An 18,157-nucleotide genomic window follows, 5' to 3' on the forward strand; every position below is an offset into this window, starting at 1 on the left:
CGATGCTGTTAACCCCGTTGTTAACCGGCGTGCTGGAAACATCGCTCAACAGCCTGCTGTTCCGCGATCGCAGCATGAAGGCCGCCCGTCTGCGCCTGGCGGGTAAGGTATTGCGTATTGAGTTGCAGGAGCTTGCTTCACCGCTGGTGCTGATCTTCAGTGAGCAACGCGTCGATGTCCTTGGCCAGTCTGACGATACCGCCGACTGCACGGTGCGCAGCCGTATTTCGGTGTTGCTGAAGCTGCGAGATCGCCAACAACTCTCGCCATTGATGCGCAGCGGTGAACTGATTGTCGAAGGTGATATTCAGGTGGTTCAGCAACTGGTTGGGTTGCTCGATCTGGCGGAGTGGGATCCGGCTGAATGGCTGGCCCCCTACATCGGCGATATTGCCGCGCAGAGCGTCACGCAGGTGCTCGGTAAAGGTGCGAACCTGCTGAAGACCGGCTTCCAGCGGCAACAGCATTATGTGGCGGAAACGCTGACGGAAGAGTGGCGTGTGGCGCCAGGCCCACTGGAAGTGGTGTGGTTCAACGAGGAAGTTGACGCCACCGTTCGTAACCTTGAAACGCTGATTGCTCGCATGGACAAGTTGGAGGGTAAACGATGACCCCTGGCGAACTACGCCGCCTGTATTTGATCGTCCGCGTTTTTCTCAGCTATGGCCTGGATGAACTTATCCCCCAGATGCGTTTGACGTTGCCGCTGCGATTTGGCCGCCGTCTGCTGTTCTGGATGCCAAACCGCCATGCGGATAAACCTCTGGGTGAACGTCTGCGTTTGGCTCTGCAGGAACTGGGACCGGTATGGATTAAGTTTGGCCAGATGATGTCCACTCGTCGCGACCTGTTCCCACCACAGATCGCCGATCAACTGACGCTGCTGCAGGACCGGGTTGCACCGTTCGACGGGGCACTGGCGCGCAAGCATATTGAGTTGGCGATGGGGGGCCCGCTGGAAACCTGGTTTGATGATTTTGACCAACAGGCGCTGGCCTCGGCATCGATAGCCCAGGTTCATACCGCCCGGCTAAAAACGACCGGGCAGGAAGTGGTACTCAAGGTGATTCGGCCCGATATCCGGCCGATCATCAAGGCTGACGTCCGCCTGATGTACCGTTTGGCAGCCTGGGTGCCAAAGCTGATGCCGGATGGCCGCCGTCTGCGTCCGCGCGAAGTGGTGCGCGAATATGAAAAGACCTTGCTGGACGAGTTGAACCTGCTGCGTGAAGCGGCCAACGCCATCCAGCTGCGCCGCAATTTCGACGGTAGCCCGATGCTGTATGTGCCGGAGGTTTACTCCGATTACTGCCGCGAAAGCGTGCTGGTGATGGAGCGCATCTACGGGATCCCGGTTTCGGATATCCCGACGTTGGAAAAGCAGGGCACCAACATGAAACTGTTGGCCGAACGCGGGGTACAGGTGTTCTTTACCCAGGTATTCCGTGACAGCTTCTTCCATGCGGACATGCATCCCGGTAATATTTTTGTCAGTTATGAGCATCCTGAAGATCCCTGCTACATCGGCATCGACTGCGGTATTGTCGGCTCGCTGAACAAAGACGATAAACGCTATCTGGCGGAAAACTTTATCGCTTTCTTCAATCGTGATTACCGCAAGGTCGCGGAGCTGCACGTTGATTCTGGCTGGGTGCCACGGGATACCAATGTGGAGGATTTCGAGTTCGCTATCCGCACCGTGTGCGAACCGATCTTCGAGAAGCCGCTGTCGGAAATTTCGTTTGGCAACGTGCTGTTGAACCTGTTCAATACTGCACGCCGGTTCAATATGGAAGTCCAGCCCCAACTGGTGTTATTGCAGAAGACCTTGCTGTATGTTGAAGGTCTGGGGCGGCAGCTCTATCCACAGTTGGATTTGTGGACCACCGCCAAGCCGTTCCTGGAAAGTTGGATGCGCGATCAGGTCGGTATACCGGCGGTGATCCGCGCACTGAAAGAAAAAGCGCCGTTTTGGGCCGAGAAACTGCCCGAACTGCCTGAATTATTTTACGATAGCTTGCAGCAGCATAAACTGTTGCAACAAAGCGTTGATAAGCTGACCAATCAGATGCAGGCCCAGCGCGTCCGTCAGGGACAATCGCGTTATTTGTTCGGCGTTGGCGCTACACTATTGGTAAGCGGTACGATTTTGCTGCTGGGGGAGGTTGAAGTGTTCCCAGCATGGCTGATAGCGGCCGGCATCGTATCCTGGGTGATTGGCTGGAAGCGAACCACCTGAATTGATTCGAAACTCTGGTAAAATCTGCCGTATAATGCGGCGGATTTTGAGAAAACCCTGTAAAAATAGAGGTAATTGCAATGGGCGGTATTAGTATTACGCAATTGTTGATCATCGCAGTGATCGTGGTGCTGCTGTTTGGTACCAAAAAGCTCCGTACTTTGGGCTCTGATCTCGGTGCATCAATCAAGGGCTTCAAAAAGGCGATCGGTGACGAAAATACACCACCGACCAACACGGCTGAGAAAAGCAGCCTGGACGACGCTGACTTCACGGCCAAGCCTATTACCGATAAGCAGCCGGAAGTGAAAACGGAAGAGTCGAAGAACAAAGAGCAGGTATAAACCGTGTTTGACATTGGGTTTAGTGAACTGCTGCTGGTTCTGGTTATCGGCCTGGTGGTACTCGGGCCGGAACGGTTGCCGGTAGCGGTAAGAACAGTTTCGGGCTGGATCCGCGCGCTGCGTTCTTTGGCGGCTTCGGTGCAGAACGAACTTTCTCAGGAGCTGAAGCTGCAGGAATTGCAGGACAGCCTGAAAAAGGTAGAGAAGGCGGGCATGCAGAATTTGTCGCCGGAGCTGAAGGCGTCAATGGATGAGCTGAAAGACGCGGCGGAATCGCTGAAACGTTCTTATCAGGGCGACAGTGACATCAAAACCGAACCTGCGCACACCATCCATAACCCTCTGGTCACCGATCCTGAAGCCATTCATGACGGCGTGACGCCAGCAGAAGCCGCGGCCGTGGCATCGTCCCCGGCTGCCGTGCCGGAGCCGGTGGTTTCAGTAACGCCGCCGGTTGCACAACCCGTGGTCGAACCGGTTAAACAACCGGCCGCTTCGGCTGCTCAGGCGACCCCAGAACCTGTTGTGGATAAAACCCCAGCGTCTCACCAACCTAGTGGCGATCGTTAAAACATGGCTGTTGAAGATACCCAACCCCTTATCAGTCATCTGATAGAACTGCGTAAGCGGTTGTTAAACTCGATTATCAGCATACTGGCGATCTTCCTGGTGCTGGTTTTTTTCGCCAATGACATTTATCAACTGGTGTCAGCGCCGCTGATCAAGCAGTTGCCCGCCGGGGCGAGCATGATTGCCACCGACGTGGCTTCACCCTTCTTTACCCCAATCAAGTTGACCATGATCGTCTCGGTGTTTGTTTCTGCGCCAGTGATCCTGTACCAGGTCTGGTCATTTATTGCACCGGCGTTATACAAGCATGAACGCCGGCTGATGATGCCTTTGCTGGTTTCCAGCAGTCTGCTGTTTTATCTCGGCATGGCGTTTGCCTACTTTATCGTGTTCCCGCTGGCGTTCGGCTTTTTTGCCAAGACCGCACCGGCCGGGGTGATGATAGCGACCGATATTAATAACTATCTCGATTTCGTCATGGCGCTGTTTATGGCGTTTGGCGTGGCGTTTGAGGTGCCGGTTGCCATTATTCTGCTGTGCTGGAGTGGCGTCACTTCGCCGGAAGACCTGAAAAAGAAACGGCCTTACGTGTTGGTCGGGGCATTTGTGGTTGGCATGCTGTTGACCCCGCCGGATGTGTTCTCGCAGACGCTGTTGGCGATCCCTATGTATCTGCTGTTTGAAGTGGGCGTGTTCTTTGCCCGTTTCTATACCGGCAAGCGTCGTTCGCAACCGGAAGAAGAAGACGAGGGTGACGAACCCCCGGCCGTTTAAAAATTAGTATGTCGCAAGCCGCCCGATGGGCGGCTTTTGCTTTGGAAAAAACCATGTTTGATATCGGCGTCAATCTCACCAGTTCACAGTTTGCCAAAGACCGCCCTGCGGTAGTGGATCGTGCCCGCGCCGCCGGCGTGAAAGGATTGCTGATTACCGGCACCGACCTGCAGGAAAGTCTGGCAGCCAGTGAACTGGCGCAACAGCATGCGGATTTTTGTTGGTCTACCGCCGGGGTGCATCCGCACCATGCCAGCAGTTGGGACGATAGAGTCGCCGACCAAATCCGTGAACTGGCCTCCCTGCCGCAGGTCGCGGCGATTGGCGAATGTGGACTGGATTTCAACCGTAATTTTTCTACTCCAGAGCAGCAGGAAGTGGCCTTCAGCGCACAATTGGCGCTGGCGGCAGAGTTGGCGATGCCGGTTTTTCTTCATTGCCGTGATGCACACGCACGTTTTGCCGCGCTGCTGGCGCCGTGGTTGGATAAACTGCCCGCGGCCGTGGTGCACTGTTTTACCGGCACCGCCGAAGAATTAGAAAGCTGCCTGTCGCTAGGCCTGTCTGTGGGGATTACCGGGTGGGTCTGTGATGAGCGGCGTGGCCTGGAATTGCGTGCGTTGTTGCCGCATATTCCGGCGGATCGTCTGTTGCTGGAAACCGACGCCCCCTATCTGTTGCCCCGGGATTTACATCCGAAACCTGCATCTCGCCGCAACGAACCCTGTTTTTTGCCTCATATCGTCCGGCAAGTGGCCGCCTGGCGACAAGAAGACCCCGAATGGCTGGGGCAGAAAACCGATGAGAACGCCCGCCGGTTATTCCGGCTGGAATGAGTTAGGAGAAAACTATGAGCTATGCATTTCCGGGTACCTTCCCAGGTCGCCGTATGCGCCGCGTGCGCCGTCATGATTTCAGTCGTCGTCTGGTGGCGGAGAACCAACTGACGGTTAACGACCTGATCTATCCGGTATTTGTTATGGAAGGCAGTAACCGTCAGGAAGCGGTGTCATCCATGCCTGGTGTATCGCGCATGAGCATCGATCTGCTGGTTAAAGAAGCGGAAGCCATCGCCAAACTGGGCGTGCCGGTGATCTCCCTGTTCCCGGTGATTGAGTCTGGCCTGAAGTCACTGCACGCAGAAGAAGCCTATAACCCGGACGGTTTGGTGCAGCGTACGGTACGCGCGTTGAAAGACGCGGTGCCTGAGCTGGGCATTCTGACGGATGTGGCGCTCGACCCGTACACCACCCACGGTCAGGATGGCATCATTGACGAGCAGGGTTATGTCATTAACGACATCACCAAAGAGATCCTGGTGCGTCAGGCACTGTCCCATGCCGAAGCCGGGGCAGAAATCGTGGCGCCAAGCGACATGATGGATGGCCGCATCGGTGCGATCCGCGATCAACTGGAGCATCAGGGCCTGATTAATACTCAGATCATGGCTTACTCTGCCAAATATGCGTCCTGCTACTATGGCCCGTTCCGTGATGCGCTCGGTTCCAGCGGCAATCTGAAAGGCGGCAACAAGAAAACCTACCAGATGGACCCAGCCAACAGCGACGAAGCCCTGCAGGAAATTGCGCAGGACTTGCAGGAAGGCGCGGATATGGTGATGGTGAAGCCAGGCATGCCGTATCTGGACGTGGTGCGTCGGGTAAAAGACACCTTCGGTGTGCCGACTTTCGCCTACCAGGTTTCCGGTGAATATGCGATGCACATGGCGGCGATTCAGAACGGTTGGTTGCAGGAACAGCCGGCGGTGATGGAGTCGTTGATGTGCTTCAAGCGTGCCGGTGCCGATGGTGTGCTGACCTACTTCGCCAAGCGGGTCGCTCAGTGGATGCATGACGAAGCCATGCAGCGCTAAGCTGTCTGTCTCCAATAATAAAGGCGCCTAGGCGCCTTTTTGCATTACAGTTTTTGGAACTGTCGATTATCCACGCTTTGACTGACCTGTTTGTTGATCAGATTCAGCAACAGCATGGAGCGTGCTTCACCATCCGGCTCGGTGTAAATCGCCTGCAGGCCTTCAAACATACCGTCGACGATCAACACACTGTCTCCCGGTTGCGGCGTTTCCGGATCGAAGTAGGTTTCGCAGGTATGCGTCTGCAACTCTTCAATCACCTTCTGTGGGATGGTGGTCGGCGTCGAACCAAAGCGCACGAAGTGGCTGACACCACGTGTTGCGCTGATGGTGGTGGTATGGATACGCTCCGGATCAAATTCCACAAACAGATAGTTGGGGAACAAAGGTTCGCTGACCGCGATGCGTTTACCACGCACGATCTTTTCCAGCGTAATGATCGGGCTCAGGCAGTTCACTTCCTGCCGTTCCAAATGTTCTTGCGCCCGTAAAAGTTGGCCGCGTTTGCAATACAGTAGATACCAGGATTCCATAATTTCACATGCCTTTCTGTCAGCCGGTAAGCATATCAAAAGCCATTACGGATACATAGTGATGCAAGTTTCAGCATGTAACAGCCGCTATCTGTATGAATCGTTGGCAATTAGCGAGGGGTCACACACTTATCCGCACGGCTTGGGTATAACAGAGGGCTGAAAATTTGCTACCGTCGCAGTATGCCTTGAGGCGTTGTCGCCTGATGTGACGGTATTCATCGTTTTTGATTGAGGGGGAGAAATGGAGTTATTTCTGTTGAGCAACGGCAAGCTGTCCGGTGAGAGTGAACTGCTGGGCTATGCCAAGAGCCACCTGTTGGCGATGATCGCGCGTCGCGGTATTACGTCCGCCGTTTTCATCCCATATGCCATGATCCGCAGTGATTACGATCAGCGCGCGCAGGATCTGGCGCAAACTTTAGGCATCAAGGTCACCAGTATTCACCATGCCGAGTCTCCTGCGGTGGCGATTGAACAGGCGGAATGTATTTTGGTCAGCGGCGGCAATACCTGGATGCTGAACCAGATGCTGCATGAGAAGGGCCTGATCGTTCCGATCCAGCGAGCCGTTGGTGAACGCAGCATTCCCTATGTTGGCTGGAGTGCCGGGTGTAACGTGGCCACGCCTAGCATTCGTACCACCAATGATATGCCGGTGCGCAACAGCGTCGTGTTGCCGGCGTTGAGCCTGTTCCCGGTACAAATTAACCCGCATTACATTGACGCCCATATCAGTGGCCACATGGGTGAAACCCGTGATGAGCGCCTGGCGGAGTTCTGTGCAGTCAATCCGAGCGAATCTGTGGTGGCGCTGCGCGAAGGCAGCCTGTTGCACGTTGAGGGCAATGATCTGCGTTATTTCAGTGCCAGAGACCAGGGCTTCAAGGTGTTCCGCCACGGCGTGGAGACCCAGGAGTATCAGGATACGCAGGCATTAAGCCCGCTGGTGCCGTTCACGTGCCACTGAGTGCCGGTGAGGTCTTCACCGGTGTTTAACAAAAGTGCAGCAACAACCGTGAAGAGGGCCTATAATGCCCTTCTCACTGGCCGTTATAATGATCAGCATGAAATACCGTGACTTACGCGATTTCCTCTCGTTGCTGGAAAAGAGAGGCGAACTAAAACGCATTAGCCAGCCGATTGATCCCTATCTGGAAATGACAGAAATTGCCGATCGTACTTTACGTGCGGGCGGCCCGGCGTTGCTGTTCGAAAACCCTAAAGGGTACGACATGCCGGTGCTGTGCAATCTGTTCGGTACTCCCGGTCGCGTAGCGCTGGGGATGGGCCAGGAGGATGTCAGCTCGTTGCGCGAGGTCGGCAAGTTGCTGGCGTTCCTTAAAGAGCCGGAGCCGCCAAAGGGCTTTCGCGATCTGTTCGATAAACTGCCGAAGTTCAAGCAAGTGTTGAACATGCCGACCAAGGTGTTGGGTTCAGCACCTTGTCAGGAGCAGGTATGGCAGGGAGATGATGTCGATCTCAGCCGTATCCCGGTGATGCACTGCTGGCCGGAAGACGCCGCACCGCTGATCACCTGGGGCCTGACCGTGACCCGCGGGCCGCAAAAAGAGCGACAGAACCTGGGTATTTATCGCCAACAGGTGCTGAGCAAGAATAAAGTCATCATGCGTTGGCTGTCGCACCGCGGCGGCGCGCTGGATTACCAGGAATGGTGCCAGGCGCATCCCGGTGAGCGTTTCCCGGTTGCGGTTGCACTGGGCGCAGATCCCGCCACCATTCTCGGCGCGGTAACACCGGTGCCGGATACCCTGTCTGAATATGCCTTTGCCGGGCTGCTGCGCGGCAACAAAACCGAAGTGGTCAAGTGCATCTCCTGCGATCTGGAAGTGCCCGCCAGTGCGGAAATCGTGTTGGAAGGCTATATCGAACCGGGTGAAATGGCACCTGAAGGTCCGTATGGCGATCACACCGGTTACTACAACGAAATAGACCACTTCCCGGTATTCACCATCACTCATATCACCCAGCGTCGTGATGCCATTTATCACTCGACCTACACCGGTCGTCCGCCGGATGAACCGGCGGTGTTGGGCGTGGCGCTGAATGAAGTCTTCGTCCCGATCCTGCAAAAGCAGTTCCCGGAAATTGTTGATTTCTATCTGCCGCCTGAGGGTTGCTCTTATCGCCTGGCGGTGGTGACTATCAAGAAACAGTATGCCGGTCATGCCAAACGCGTAATGATGGGCGTCTGGTCGTTCCTGCGTCAGTTTATGTACACCAAGTTTGTTATCGTCTGTGACGATGACGTCAACGCACGCGACTGGAATGATGTGATTTGGGCGATCACCACCCGAATGGATCCGGCAAGGGATACCGTTTTGGTGGAGAATACGCCGATCGATTATTTGGACTTCGCCTCACCGGTTTCCGGTTTGGGATCGAAGATGGGGCTGGATGCCACCAATAAATGGCCGGGTGAAACCCAGCGCGAATGGGGCCGTCCGATTCAGATGGATGAAAAGGTGCGTGTGCGCGTCGATGACATCTGGGATGAGCTCGCAATTTTCAGTGACAGAGAACCGACGCTGTAGCGCCAGGCTTTGTTCTCAGTTTTGCATTGATGACCCGACAGAGGGAACGCATGACAATATTGAGCTGTAAAGTGACCTCCGTAGAGGCCATTACCGATACGGTTTATCGGGTACGTTTGGTGCCTGAGGCACCGTTTTCTTTCAAGGCAGGGCAGTATCTGATGGTGGTGATGGATGAGCGCGACAAGCGTCCGTTCTCCCTGGCATCGATTCCGACAGACAAGGATTACATTGAGCTGCATATTGGCGCTTCGGAGCTGAATCTGTACGCCATGGCGGTGATGGATCGTATTCTGAAAGAGCAGGCGATTACCGTTGATATTCCGCACGGTGAGGCCTGGCTGCGTGAAGAAGGCAGCCGTCCGCTGGTGTTGATCGCCGGCGGTACGGGGTTCTCCTACGCGCGCTCGATTCTGTTGGCCGCACTGGAACAGCAGCCGGATCGCGATATCTCTATCTACTGGGGCGGGCGTGAGCTGAAGCACCTGTATGACCTGAGTGAACTGGAAGCCTTGTCGTTGCAGCACCCGAATCTGAAAGTGATCCCGGTGGTTGAACAGCCGGAAGAAGAGTGGCGTGGCCGTAGTGGCACGGTGCTCAGCGCGGTGTTGCAGGACTTCGGCACGCTGGCAGAACACGACATTTATATTGCCGGCCGTTTCGAGATGGCAAAAATTGCTCGCGAACGTTTCTGCGCCGAACGTGGCGCGCTGGAAGCGCATATGTTTGGCGACGCCTTCTCGTTTATCTGAGGCGCGAAGCGGTATCAAACGGGGTGGCCAATGGCTGCCCCTTTTTATTGGGGCGTCAGCGGATTTCAGGCATAAAAAAACCCGCCCCTGACAGGCGGGAAGTACGGCAACTAAACTTGGCGGGATGCTGCGGTTTTAAGTGTTGACGCAGTCATCCCAACTAGACACAGCTAAACGCGTTCGAAGACGGTAGCAATCCCCTGACCCAGACCTATGCACATGGTCGCCAGACCAAACTGCACGTCACGGCGTTCCATATTGTTCAGCAGGGTGGTAGAGATACGTGAACCCGAGCAGCCTAATGGATGGCCCAGAGCAATGGCGCCACCGTTCAGGTTTATTTTGTCGTCAATGCTGTCCAGCAACCCCAGATCCTTGATGCACGGCAGTGACTGGGCGGCAAAGGCTTCATTCAGTTCAAACAGATCGATGTCCTGCACGCTCAGTCCGGCGCGTTTCAACGCCAACTTGCTGGCAGGTACCGGGCCATAACCCATGATGGACGGGTCGCAACCGACCACCGCCATCGAACGAATGCGGGCTCGGGCTTTCAGGCCCAGCGCTTTGGCGCGTGACTCACTCATCAACAGCATGGCGGAAGCACCGTCAGACAAGGCCGAAGAGGTGCCGGCGGTGACGGTACCGTTGACCGGGTCGAATGCCGGACGCAGCGCCGCAAGGCTTGCGACGGTAGTTTCCGGGCGGATCACTTCGTCGAAGTCATAGCGGGTCAGCACCCCGTCGGCATCATGGCCGGTGGTTGGGATGATTTCATTCTTGAAATAGCCGGCCAGAGTGGCGGCATGCGCGCGTTGGTGCGAGCGTGCTGCGAACTCATCCTGCATCTGGCGGCTGATATTGTGCATCTTGGCCAGCATTTCGGCGGTCAGGCCCATCATACCAGCGGCTTTTGCCACGCTGCGGCTCAGACCCGGGTGGAAATCCACGCCGTGATTCATCGGCACGTGGCCCATATGCTCTACGCCACCAATCAGGCTGACGTGTGCATCGCCGACCATAATGGCGCGTGCGGCATCGTGCAGCGCCTGCATGGAGGAACCGCACAGTCGGTTGACGGTGACCGCAGGAACGCTATGCGGGATCTCGGCCAACAGGGAAGCGTTACGGGCGATGTTAAAGCCCTGCTCCAGCGTTTGCTGCACGCAACCCCAGTAAATGTCGTCAATTTCGGCGGCATCCAGCGACGGATTGCGGCTCAGTACGGCGCGCATCAGGTGAGCGGAAAGATCTTCAGCACGTACCTGGCGGAAGGCGCCGCCCTTGGAGCGGCCCATCGGCGTGCGTACGGCATCAACAATAACTACGTTTTCCATCTTTATGACCTCATGCCGGTTGGCCAGTGGAGACATCGGACAGCGGGGCTGCCACCGGGTAGTAGCTTTCATTATGTTCGGCTTTGGCGCGCAGGCCGGCAGGCACCTGATATAAGGCACCAAGATGCGCATAACGCTGGGCCAGTTCAACATAATTGGCGGTGCCAAGCGTATCCAGGTAGCGGAACGCCCCACCGTGGAACGGAGGGAAACCGATGCCGTAGACCAGCGCCATATCGGCTTCGGCCGGGCTGGCAATAATGTTTTCTTCCAGGCAGCGCACCACTTCGTTAATCATCGGGATCATCATACGGGCGATAATTTCTTCGTCGCTGATGGTCTGACGCGGTTGGCTGACTTCGGCCAGCAACACATCGGTCTGCTCATCGTTGTCTTTACGCGGCTTGCCTTTGTTGTCCTGGCTGTAACGATAGAAGCCCAGCTGGTTTTTCTGGCCAAAGCGCTGGTTATCGAACATCACGTCGATAGCGTCACGGTAATCTTTACCCATACGCTCCGGGAAACCGGCCGCCATTACCGCCTGAGCGTGGTGTGCGGTATCAATCCCCACGACGTCGAGCAGGTAAGCCGGGCCCATTGGCCAGCCAAACTGTTTTTCCATCACTTTGTCGATCTGGCGGAAGTCTGCACCGTCGCGCAGCAGCATGCTGAAACCGGCAAAATACGGGAACAACACGCGGTTGACGAAGAACCCTGGGCAATCGTTAACCACAATTGGCGTTTTGCCCATACGGCTGGCATAGGCCACCACGGCGGCGATGGTGCTGTCGCTGGTCTGCTCACCGCGGATAATTTCCACCAGTGGCATACGGTGTACCGGGTTAAAGAAGTGCATACCGCAGAAGTTCTGTGGGCGCTTCAGCGATTTTGCCAGGTGATTAATCGGAATGGTCGAGGTATTGGACGCCAGCACGGTATCTTCACCGATCAGGCCTTCCACTTCGGACAGTACTGCTGCCTTAATCTTTGGATTCTCGACCACGGCTTCGACGATCACCTGTGCGCGTTCGATACCGGCATAATCCAGCGTCGGTTGAATGGTCGACAGCACCTGGGCCATCTTCATGCCATCCAGCTTGCCACGTTCCAACTGCTTGTTCAGCAGTTTGGCGGCTTCATTCATACCGAGCGTCAGGGACTTGTCGCTGATGTCTTTCATGATCACCGGCACGCCTTTGAGCGCGGACTGGTAGGAGATACCGCCACCCATGATACCGGCCCCCAACACTGCAGCCTGCTTCGGCGCTTCGATACCTTTTGCCAGCTTCTTCGCCTGACCCTTCACAAACTGGTCATTAAGGAAGATACCGACTAATGCGCGGGCCTCTTTGGAACGGGCCAATGGCACAAAGCTGGCGGTTTCCAGTTTAAGAGCTTCATCCCGGCCCAGCCTGGCGGCGGCCTCAATGGTTTTAACTGCGGTCATTGGCGCCGGATAATGTTTGCCGGCGGTTTGCAGCACCATGCCTTTGGCGGTGGTGAAGCTCATGGCCGCTTCGATTGGGCTGAGTTTCAACGGCTCGAGCTTGGGTTGGCGATAAGCGCGCCAGTCCAGTTTGCCCTCAATGGCCTGTTGCAGCATTTTCAGCGCAGCTTCCACCAATTTTTCCGGTGCAACGACCGCATCCACCAGGCCGACCTTCAGCGCGTCTTTGGCGCTGAGGTCTTTACCGGCGGCGATAATTTCCAGCGCGCTGTCATTACCCAGCAGGCGGGGCAGGCGAACCGAACCGCCGAAGCCCGGCATAATGCCCAGTTTGGTTTCCGGCAGGCCGATGCGCGCATCCGGTGATGCGACACGGAAGTCGGTTGCCAGAATGCATTCACAGCCGCCGCCGAGCGCATAGCCATTAATGGCCGAAATGGTCGGTACCGGCAGATCTTCCAGCCGGTTAAAGATCGCATTGGCGAAGGTCAGCCACTGCTGCAGCTTTTCAGCCGGGGCAGCGAACAGCGAAAGGAATTCGGTGATGTCGGCGCCGACAATAAAGGCGGCCTTGGTGGAACGCAGCAGCAAGCCTTTCAGCTCGGTCTGCTTTTCCAGCACCGCGAGCGCTTCGCCCAGGCTGGCAACGGTGCGGGTATCCAGCTTGTTGACCGAGCCTGGGGCATTGAACACCAGCTCGGCGATGCCGTTGTCGAGCCAATGTAGTTGTAATGTTTCGCCTTGGTAGAGCATGTCTATCTCCTGAATCAGCGTTTGATCTGGTATGACCAGATGATGAGGAGTGTGGTTTTTATGTTAACAATATGCAAATGAGAGATTGCATTTTTGCTGGTCTGATCACATGGCGTTGGGTTAGTGTTTTGATTTAAAACGAAGTTATATTTTATGCTTTATGGTGATTTGTCGGCGTGTGAAAGCCCTATTACTCTTGCCAGAGCAGAGCGCTGCCCACGCAGAGGTGTGAAATGAGTAAAGCGGTATGTGTAAAACACAGCGGTTTCTGGAGTATTCCCGCCAGAACCATGACGTTGGCTTGCCTGCTGGTGTTTATGGCTCAGATGGCAACGACGGTGTATTTACCTTCATTACCGACGGTGATGCAGGAACTGGCAATGACGCGCCGCGCCACCGAGCTTTCGATATCGATATTCGTGATAGGTGCCGCCCTGCCGGTATTGTTCTGGGGGGCGGCAGCCGATCGTTTTGGCCGTCGCCTGCCGCTGACATTGTCTCTGGCGCTGTTTATCAGTTGCAGTGCGCTGCTGGCGTTTTGCAGTAACGGTACTCAATTATTGATGCTGCGGGCGCTGCAGGGGGTGGCCGCCGGCGGTGCTGCGATCATCGCGCGAATTATTGTTCGTGATAACTGGAGTGGCGATGAGCTGGCAAGGCGTCTCTCGGTTCTGTCGATAGCCTTTATCGCCGCGTTGGGCGGTGGGCAATTTGTCGGCGGGCTGCTTAGCCAGTACTCACACTGGCAAATGGGTTTTGTCCTGATGGGGCTGACCGGGTTGGCGATCCTGCTATTAATGGTGACGCTGCCACTGGAAGCGGGTCGCACCCTGGGCCAGCGCCCGGCCATGGTGGCAACCTATTGGCTTATTCTGCGTCGACCGGGATTCTTCTGGCCGGCGATTGTCGGCGGATTGGGGTTTGCTACCACGGTCACCTTGCAGGAAGTGAGCCCGTTTATCATGCAGCAGGGGTTTGGCCTCAACGTTACCGCCTTTGGGGCACTGGGGCTGGTGATCGGCGCGGCTTACTTTACCGGGGCAATGGCAGTAAACCGGACGGTGGCACGTATTGGTGGTAAGCGGCTGATGCAGGCGGGGACGAGTATCGTCGCCGTCACCACCATCGCGATTATGCTGCTGTGGTGGAGCGGTACGCTGGTGGGGCTTTCCGGTATGACAGTTTTCATCGCGCTGTATTGCCTGACGATTTTTGGTCAGGCGGTACTGTTCCCCAACAGCATGGCGATGGCGGTGAGCGATGCCAAAGAACAGGGTGCCTATGCTATGGCGCTGTGTGGTTTTCTGCAGCAGTGTCTGGCGGGTATTGCCGCTGCCGGCGCGGTTTTACTCGAGCATCACGGTCTGTGGGCAGCCGTGATTGCATTGCTTGGCCTGATCGCCTGGCTAATTGTTAAGCTACGGATGTAACGACGTTTACAGTGATTTGCGAACCGCTCCGCATGCCAGAGCTGATGGGGTTGGTGCACCTGAACGGTGTGCTAAGATGACTCATTCCGTTCTAATGGTATGTATAAGGGTATTGTGATGGAAACACTGGCTTCTTTGTATAACGACCACCTGGCAGAGCTACAAAAGCGGGCGCGTCAAGTGTTAACGCGTAACAAACTGGATGCGTTGCTGATTCATTCCGGGGAATTGCAGCGGATATTCCAGGATGACCGTAGCTACCCGTTCAAAGTGAACGCACACTTTAAGGCCTGGGTGCCCGTCACTTCAGTGCCAAACTGCTGGCTGTGGGTGGATGGCGTTAACAAACCGAAGCTGTGGTTCTATTCGCCGGTAGATTACTGGCACAGCGTTGAGCCACTGCCGGAGAGTTTCTGGACCAAGTCCGTTGAACTGATACCGCTGGCCAATGCTGATGAAATCGCGCAGCAGCTTCCTGCCCAGCGTGAGCGCGTGGGCTATATCGGTTACGCACAGCAGCGTGCTCGCGATCTCGGTATCCTGGCGGAAAACGTCAACCCGAAAGCGGTGTTGAACTACCTCGATTTCCATCGTTCCATCAAAACCGGCTACGAGCTGGCCTGTATGCGCGAAGCACAGAAGACCGCTGTAATGGGGCACCGGGCTGCTCATGAGGCCTTCCTGTCCGGCATGAGTGAGTTTGATATCAACCAGGCTTACCTCACGGCGACGGGGCATCGCGATACCGATGTGCCTTATGACAACATTGTTGCGCTGAATGAGCATGCGTCAGTGCTGCATTACACCACGCTGGATCATCAACCCCCGTCCGAAATGCTGAGCTTCCTGCTTGACGCCGGTGCCGAATATAACGGTTACGCCGCTGATTTGACACGAACCTACGCGGGCCAGAGCGGCAGTGATTTTGCACACCTGATAAAAGATCTTAACACTGAGCAACTGGCGCTGATGGCTACCATCAAAGCTGGCGTGCGTTACACCGATTACCATGTGCAAATGCATCAACGCGTCGCCAAACTGCTCAAGAGCCACAAGCTGGTGAGTGGCATCAGTGAAGAAGCCATGGTAGAGCAGGGGCTAACCACGCCATTCCTGCCACACGGTCTGGGCCACCCTCTGGGACTGCAGGTACATGACTCAGCCGGCTTTATGCAGGATGAACAGGGTACCCATCTGGCCGCCCCGTCTAAATATCCGTACCTGCGCTGCACCCGGGTGTTGCAACCAGGCATGGTATTGACCATTGAGCCTGGCATGTATTTTATTGAGTCCCTGCTGGCGCCATGGCGCAGCGGTGAATTCAGTCAACACTTTGCCTGGGATCGCATCGATGCACTGAAACCTTATGGTGGTATCCGTATTGAAGACAATATTGTGATCCACGAAAAGCGTATCGAGAACATGACGCGCGATCTGAATCTGGCCTGATGCAGCCTTATCCGATCCCGGCAGGCCCCGTCAGTGTCAGCGAAGAAATAAAGAAGAGCCGTTTCATCACCCTGCTGGCACCGACCGGCGGGGTTGATGTGGCAAAGGCATTTATCCAGCAGGTTCGTGATGAACATCCGGCGGCCAGGCACCATTGCTGGGCATTTGTCGCCGGGCCACCGACGGACTCACAGCAGTTGGGTTTTTCCGACGACGGAGAACCTTCCGGCACGGCGGGTAAACCCATTCTGGCCCAACTGATGGGCAGCGGCATCGGCGAAATCACCGCCGTGGTGGTACGTTACTACGGCGGTATCAAGTTGGGTACCGGCGGCTTGGTGAGAGCCTACGGCAGTGGTGTGCAGCAGGCATTAAAGCAATTGGCCGTGAGCTACAAAATTCCGCAGGCCGAATATACTTTGCAATGTGACTATGCTCAGTTGGCGTTGGTAGAGAATTTGTTGCAGCAAACTGAAGGGCGGATTGTACAGGGGGAATATGGTGCTTCCGTCATGCTGCATCTGGCTTTACCGGTCACCGGCGTTGAAGCGTTCGGGAATAAATTACGTGATCTCAGTCGCGGTAATTTGCAATTAACCCCTATTTCGCAATAATTCCCCCAACTGAATTGCTAAGGATCGTGCTGAAATGCATTTTCGCGCTATAACCCGTATCGTTGGTTTGCTGGTCATCCTGTTCTCCGGGACGATGTTTATTCCTGGTCTGGTGGCATTGATATACCGCGATGGGGCGGGGCGGGCATTCAGCCAGACCTTCTTTGTGGCGGTAACCATTGGCCTGATGCTGTGGTGGCCTAACCGTAAACAAAAGCATGAGTTGAAGCCACGAGAGGGGTTTCTGATTGTGGTGTTGTTCTGGACGGTGCTGGGCAGCGTCGGGGCATTACCGTTTTTATTTTCGGAGCGACCTAATCTTTCGCTGACCGATGCCTTCTTCGAATCGTTTTCCGGTTTAACCACCACGGGGGCGACGACGCTGGTGGGGTTGGACTCACTACCTAAAGCCATTTTGTTTTATCGGCAGATGCTGCAATGGATGGGCGGGATGGGGATCATTGTGTTGGCAGTCGCGATACTGCCTATCCTCGGCGTCGGTGGCATGCAGCTGTACCGCGCCGAAATGCCAGGGCCGTTGAAAGATAACAAAATGCGTCCACGCATTGCCGAAACGGCCAAAACCCTGTGGCTGATTTACGTTCTGTTGACCATTGCCTGTGCGCTGGCACTTTGGGGCGCCGGCATGTCGGTGTTTGACGCCATCGGCCACAGTTTCTCGACCATCGCTATTGGCGGTTTCTCTACCCACGATGCCAGCATCGGCTATTACGCCAGTCCGACCATCAACACCATCATTGCGATTTTCCTGCTGATCTCCGGTTGTAACTATGGCTTGCACTTCGCCTTGTTGAGCGGCCGCAGCCTGAAAGTGTATTGGCGTGATCCTGAGTTCCGTATGTTTATTGCCGTGCAGTTGACGCTGGTAGTGGTGTGCACCGCCGTGCTGTGGGGGCATGGGGTCTACAAAACCGGAATGGAAACGGTCAATCAGGCGTTCTTCCAGGTGGTGTCGATGGCGACAACGGCGGGCTTTACCACTGACAGCATTGCCAAATGGCCGTTATTCCTGCCGATGCTGTTGCTGTGTTCCGCATTTATAGGTGGTTGTGCCGGCTCGACCGGTGGCGGCCTGAAAGTGATCCGTATCCTGCTGCTGTATTTGCAGGGCTCGCGTGAGCTAAAAAGGTTGGTGCACCCTAATGCGGTTTACACTATTAAATTGGGTAACCGCGCGCTGCCGGAACGTATCCTGGAGGCGGTATGGGGATTCTTCTCTGCTTATGCGTTGGTATTTATCGTCAGCATGCTGGCAATTATCGCCACCGGCGTTGATGATTTCTCTGCCTTTGCTGCCGTAACGGCGACGCTGAATAACCTTGGGCCTGGGCTGGGAGTGGTGGCGGATAACTTTACCACTATGCCTGCACCGGCGAAGTGGATCCTGGTTCTGACGATGCTGTTCGGGCGCCTTGAGGTCTTTACACTGCTGGTTCTGTTTACGCCGACGTTCTGGCGTGAATGATCCT

The 18,157-nt window shown here is 55.6% G+C and carries 17 protein-coding genes; 14 read left to right on the forward strand and 3 right to left on the reverse strand.

The annotated features are described in order from the left end of the window. Nucleotides 1-2: 2 nt before the first annotated feature. The 7 genes from ubiJ (at nt 3) to hemB (ending at nt 5,800) form a co-directional block, all read left to right on the forward strand. The gene (ubiJ, locus tag NHG65_RS01130; RefSeq protein WP_261123612.1) at nt 3-611 is read left to right on the forward strand and encodes a ubiquinone biosynthesis protein UbiJ; all 609 of its coding nucleotides are present in this window, start codon (nt 3-5) and stop codon (nt 609-611) included. Continuing rightward, a complete protein-coding gene (ubiB, locus tag NHG65_RS01135) occupies nt 608-2,239 on the forward strand; it encodes a ubiquinone biosynthesis regulatory protein kinase UbiB (RefSeq protein ID WP_207978518.1) in 1,632 nt (543 codons plus the stop codon). Before ubiJ ends, ubiB begins: the two co-directional genes overlap by 4 nt. Before the next feature lie 80 nt (nt 2,240-2,319). Next, nucleotides 2,320-2,583, forward strand: a complete 264-nt coding sequence (gene tatA / locus NHG65_RS01140; RefSeq protein WP_085116539.1) for a Sec-independent protein translocase subunit TatA — start codon at nt 2,320-2,322, stop codon at nt 2,581-2,583. A gap of 3 nt (nt 2,584-2,586) precedes the next feature. Further along, nucleotides 2,587-3,153: a Sec-independent protein translocase protein TatB gene (gene tatB, locus NHG65_RS01145; RefSeq protein WP_099065475.1), complete on the forward strand. Its 567-nt coding sequence runs from the start codon at nt 2,587-2,589 to the stop codon at nt 3,151-3,153. A gap of 3 nt (nt 3,154-3,156) precedes the next feature. Then, nucleotides 3,157-3,927 carry a Sec-independent protein translocase subunit TatC gene (gene tatC, locus NHG65_RS01150; RefSeq protein ID WP_099065474.1) on the forward strand — a complete coding sequence of 257 codons (771 nt, stop codon included), beginning with the start codon at nt 3,157-3,159 and terminating at the stop codon, nt 3,925-3,927. 53 nt (nt 3,928-3,980) lie between these two features. Beyond that, nucleotides 3,981-4,763: a 3'-5' ssDNA/RNA exonuclease TatD gene (tatD, locus tag NHG65_RS01155; protein WP_207978510.1), complete on the forward strand. Its 783-nt coding sequence runs from the start codon at nt 3,981-3,983 to the stop codon at nt 4,761-4,763. Nucleotides 4,764-4,777: 14 nt separating this feature from the next. After that, nucleotides 4,778-5,800, forward strand: a complete 1,023-nt coding sequence (hemB, locus tag NHG65_RS01160) for a porphobilinogen synthase (protein WP_099065472.1) — start codon at nt 4,778-4,780, stop codon at nt 5,798-5,800. Nucleotides 5,801-5,844: 44 nt separating this feature from the next. Here the strand turns inward: hemB and rfaH are convergent, their stop codons facing one another. Beyond that, complete coding sequence (gene rfaH / locus NHG65_RS01165) at nt 5,845-6,333, reverse strand: transcription/translation regulatory transformer protein RfaH (protein WP_099065471.1); 489 nt, start codon at nt 6,331-6,333, stop codon at nt 5,845-5,847. A 244-nt stretch (nt 6,334-6,577) separates the two neighbouring features. Here rfaH and pepE point away from each other — a divergent pair, with 244 nt between their 5' ends. The 3 genes from pepE (at nt 6,578) to fre (ending at nt 9,640) form a co-directional block, all read left to right on the forward strand. Further along, a complete protein-coding gene (gene pepE, locus NHG65_RS01170) occupies nt 6,578-7,303 on the forward strand; it encodes a dipeptidase PepE (protein WP_099065470.1) in 726 nt (241 codons plus the stop codon). A gap of 64 nt (nt 7,304-7,367) precedes the next feature. After that, complete coding sequence (gene ubiD, locus NHG65_RS01175; protein WP_499182854.1) at nt 7,368-8,888, forward strand: 4-hydroxy-3-polyprenylbenzoate decarboxylase; 1,521 nt, start codon at nt 7,368-7,370, stop codon at nt 8,886-8,888. Between the two features lie 50 nt (nt 8,889-8,938). Continuing rightward, nucleotides 8,939-9,640, forward strand: a complete 702-nt coding sequence (gene fre, locus NHG65_RS01180) for an NAD(P)H-flavin reductase (RefSeq protein ID WP_499182855.1) — start codon at nt 8,939-8,941, stop codon at nt 9,638-9,640. 170 nt (nt 9,641-9,810) lie between these two features. Here fre and fadA read toward each other — a convergent pair whose 3' ends face one another. Together fadA and fadB are read right to left on the reverse strand one after the other, a co-directional pair. Further along, nucleotides 9,811-10,974: an acetyl-CoA C-acyltransferase FadA gene (gene fadA / locus NHG65_RS01185; protein WP_012004729.1), complete on the reverse strand. Its 1,164-nt coding sequence runs from the start codon at nt 10,972-10,974 to the stop codon at nt 9,811-9,813. Between the two features lie 10 nt (nt 10,975-10,984). Next, on the reverse strand, nt 10,985-13,174 hold the full coding sequence (fadB, locus tag NHG65_RS01190; protein WP_499182856.1) for a fatty acid oxidation complex subunit alpha FadB: 2,190 nt from the start codon (nt 13,172-13,174) through the stop codon (nt 10,985-10,987). Nucleotides 13,175-13,407: 233 nt separating this feature from the next. Here fadB and NHG65_RS01195 point away from each other — a divergent pair, with 233 nt between their 5' ends. The 4 genes from NHG65_RS01195 (at nt 13,408) to trkH (ending at nt 18,153) form a co-directional block, all read left to right on the forward strand. Further along, a complete protein-coding gene (locus NHG65_RS01195) occupies nt 13,408-14,604 on the forward strand; it encodes an MFS transporter (protein WP_219015133.1) in 1,197 nt (398 codons plus the stop codon). A gap of 117 nt (nt 14,605-14,721) precedes the next feature. Continuing rightward, nucleotides 14,722-16,053 (forward strand): Xaa-Pro dipeptidase, encoded by a 1,332-nt coding sequence (pepQ, locus tag NHG65_RS01200; protein WP_499182857.1) that lies wholly within the window; start codon nt 14,722-14,724, stop codon nt 16,051-16,053. Continuing rightward, nucleotides 16,053-16,667 carry an IMPACT family protein gene (locus NHG65_RS01205; RefSeq protein WP_085116549.1) on the forward strand — a complete coding sequence of 205 codons (615 nt, stop codon included), beginning with the start codon at nt 16,053-16,055 and terminating at the stop codon, nt 16,665-16,667. Before pepQ ends, NHG65_RS01205 begins: the two co-directional genes overlap by 1 nt. A gap of 34 nt (nt 16,668-16,701) precedes the next feature. Beyond that, nucleotides 16,702-18,153 (forward strand): Trk system potassium transporter TrkH, encoded by a 1,452-nt coding sequence (gene trkH, locus NHG65_RS01210; protein WP_012004734.1) that lies wholly within the window; start codon nt 16,702-16,704, stop codon nt 18,151-18,153. Nucleotides 18,154-18,157 lie beyond the last annotated feature (4 nt).

The sequence above is a fragment of the Serratia myotis genome (genome assembly GCF_027474885.1).
GTDB classification, from domain to species: domain Bacteria; phylum Pseudomonadota; class Gammaproteobacteria; order Enterobacterales; family Enterobacteriaceae; genus Serratia; species Serratia proteamaculans.

Excerpts from the sequence above, each read along its gene's own strand:
- fadA (WP_012004729.1), bottom strand. The coding sequence starts at position 10,974 with ATGGAAAACGTAGTTATTGTTGATGCCGTACGCACGCCGATGGGCCGC.
- pepE (WP_099065470.1), top strand. The coding sequence starts at position 6,578 with ATGGAGTTATTTCTGTTGAGCAACGGCAAGCTGTCCGGTGAGAGTGAA.
- hemB (WP_099065472.1), top strand. The coding sequence starts at position 4,778 with ATGAGCTATGCATTTCCGGGTACCTTCCCAGGTCGCCGTATGCGCCGC.
- tatD (WP_207978510.1), top strand. The coding sequence starts at position 3,981 with ATGTTTGATATCGGCGTCAATCTCACCAGTTCACAGTTTGCCAAAGAC.
- trkH (WP_012004734.1), top strand. The coding sequence starts at position 16,702 with ATGCATTTTCGCGCTATAACCCGTATCGTTGGTTTGCTGGTCATCCTG.
- fre (WP_499182855.1), top strand. The coding sequence starts at position 8,939 with ATGACAATATTGAGCTGTAAAGTGACCTCCGTAGAGGCCATTACCGAT.
- tatA (WP_085116539.1), top strand. The coding sequence starts at position 2,320 with ATGGGCGGTATTAGTATTACGCAATTGTTGATCATCGCAGTGATCGTG.
- fadB (WP_499182856.1), bottom strand. The coding sequence starts at position 13,174 with ATGCTCTACCAAGGCGAAACATTACAACTACATTGGCTCGACAACGGC.
- tatC (WP_099065474.1), top strand. The coding sequence starts at position 3,157 with ATGGCTGTTGAAGATACCCAACCCCTTATCAGTCATCTGATAGAACTG.
- ubiJ (WP_261123612.1), top strand. The coding sequence starts at position 3 with ATGCTGTTAACCCCGTTGTTAACCGGCGTGCTGGAAACATCGCTCAAC.
- ubiB (WP_207978518.1), top strand. The coding sequence starts at position 608 with ATGACCCCTGGCGAACTACGCCGCCTGTATTTGATCGTCCGCGTTTTT.
- rfaH (WP_099065471.1), bottom strand. The coding sequence starts at position 6,333 with ATGGAATCCTGGTATCTACTGTATTGCAAACGCGGCCAACTTTTACGG.
- NHG65_RS01205 (WP_085116549.1), top strand. The coding sequence starts at position 16,053 with ATGCAGCCTTATCCGATCCCGGCAGGCCCCGTCAGTGTCAGCGAAGAA.
- NHG65_RS01195 (WP_219015133.1), top strand. The coding sequence starts at position 13,408 with ATGAGTAAAGCGGTATGTGTAAAACACAGCGGTTTCTGGAGTATTCCC.
- pepQ (WP_499182857.1), top strand. The coding sequence starts at position 14,722 with ATGGAAACACTGGCTTCTTTGTATAACGACCACCTGGCAGAGCTACAA.
- ubiD (WP_499182854.1), top strand. The coding sequence starts at position 7,368 with ATGCCCTTCTCACTGGCCGTTATAATGATCAGCATGAAATACCGTGAC.